2 protein-coding genes are annotated in these 1,638 nt (G+C 51.7%); both read left to right on the top strand.

Annotated features, from left to right (window positions below):
* Positions 1-150: 150 nt before the first annotated feature.
* Positions 151-870 (top strand): ABC transporter ATP-binding protein, encoded by a 720-nt coding sequence (locus Q0231_RS14670; RefSeq protein WP_269392360.1) that lies wholly within the window; start codon positions 151-153, stop codon positions 868-870.
* A 2-nt stretch (positions 871-872) separates the two neighbouring features.
* Positions 873-1,638 (top strand): ABC transporter permease (locus Q0231_RS14665; protein ID WP_299348587.1); only part of this gene is annotated, 766 nt, incomplete at its 3' end.

Here is a 1,638-nt window from a genome sequence, read left to right as displayed (position 1 = left end):
TGGCCGAGCGGGTTCCTCCAACCTGCTCGGCTTTTTTGGGTTCATACATAACGGATTGCGCACAAAAGGAAGTCCGATATTTGATTTCCATCAATTGTGCAGCGATACTTCTCCCCTAATCTGGCACAATGCAATCGGATGGGGATGAATATGCATAAATTGAACGGCGATACAGCTTTTCGCACCCAAGGTCTCACAAAGACTTATGGCGAAGGCGCTGCTGCCGTGCATGCATTGCGTGGGGTTGATATTGCCATTCCGACCGGCGAAATGGTGGTGCTTTTGGGGCCATCAGGCAGTGGCAAATCCACTCTGCTTAACATATTGGGTGGGCTGGATGATGCCACCAATGGTACCGCTCACTTTTTTGACCGTGAACTAACCACAATGGGTGAGCGTGCGCTCACACTTTACCGACGTGAACATGTTGGATTTGTATTTCAGTTCTACAATTTAATGCCCAGCCTGACCGCCAAAGAAAACGTTGAACTGGTCACAGAAATTGCAGATGACCCGATGGACGCAGAACATGCGCTGTCTTTGGTCGGCTTGACCGAACGGATCAACCACTTTCCCGCTCAACTTTCAGGTGGTGAACAACAGCGAGTTGCGATCGCCCGTGCGGTGGCCAAGCAACCAACGGTGATGTTTTGCGATGAACCCACTGGCGCGCTGGACAGCAAAACTGGGCGATCAGTTCTAAATGTTTTGCAAACCGTCAATCAAGAACTTGGCACCACCGTGATGATTGTGACCCATGCCGCGGCAACAGCGGCTATGGCAGATAGGGTCATCCATTTTGCCGATGGCGGCGTTCGTGAAGTTATTGAAAACACAACCAAGCTCACCGCCGATGAGATCGAGTGGTAGGAATGCTTTCAGCTCTCGACAAAAAACTGCTCAGAGACCTTGGTCGCATGAAAATGCAGGCGATAGCCATTGGGTTGGTGATCGCTGTTGGCGTTGTGGTGCTGGTAATGATGGATGGCTTGTTTCATTCGCTTAGTCAGACAAAAGACACCTATTATGATCGTTATCGCCTTGCCCAAGCCTATGCACCTGCGGTGAGGGCACCCAAATACCTTCTCAACAACCTTGCCGCCATCCCCGGTGTCGATAGTGTGATGGGTCGTATGCGAGGCGGCGGACTGATCGATTTGCCACAAGAAGATGTGCCCATAAGTGCGGCGGTCCTGTCATTGCCTGACCATGGCGTGCCACGCCTAAATGACATCTATTTGGCCGAGGGAAATCAGTTGGATCCCGGCAGGGAAAATCAGGCCATTCTGCTGCGCTCGTTCGCAAATGCGCATGGCATTTCGCCCGGCGACACGATTTCAGCAACCATCAATGGTGCTCGAAGGAAATTAGAGATTGCCGGACTGGCCCAATCCCCAGAGTTTTTGATCTCCATGGCGCCGGGGGAACTTGCTCCTGACGATAAGCGGTTTGCCGTCCTTTGGATGAGCGAAACCAGTTTGGGCGCAGCATTTGATCTTAGAGGCGCTTTCTCTGAAGCACTGTTTTCGCTCACACGCGACGCAAAATTGCCTCAAGTATTGGACCGAGTTGATCAGGTGTTGGCAAACTATGGTGGCACCGGTGCTTACGGCATCGAAGATCAAGCTTCCAATCGTT

It is taken from the genome of uncultured Maritalea sp., from assembly GCF_937139385.1.
Taxonomy (GTDB): Bacteria; Pseudomonadota; Alphaproteobacteria; order Rhizobiales; family Devosiaceae; genus Maritalea; species Maritalea porphyrae_A.
This window is presented reverse-complemented; position numbering and strand designations above follow the sequence as displayed.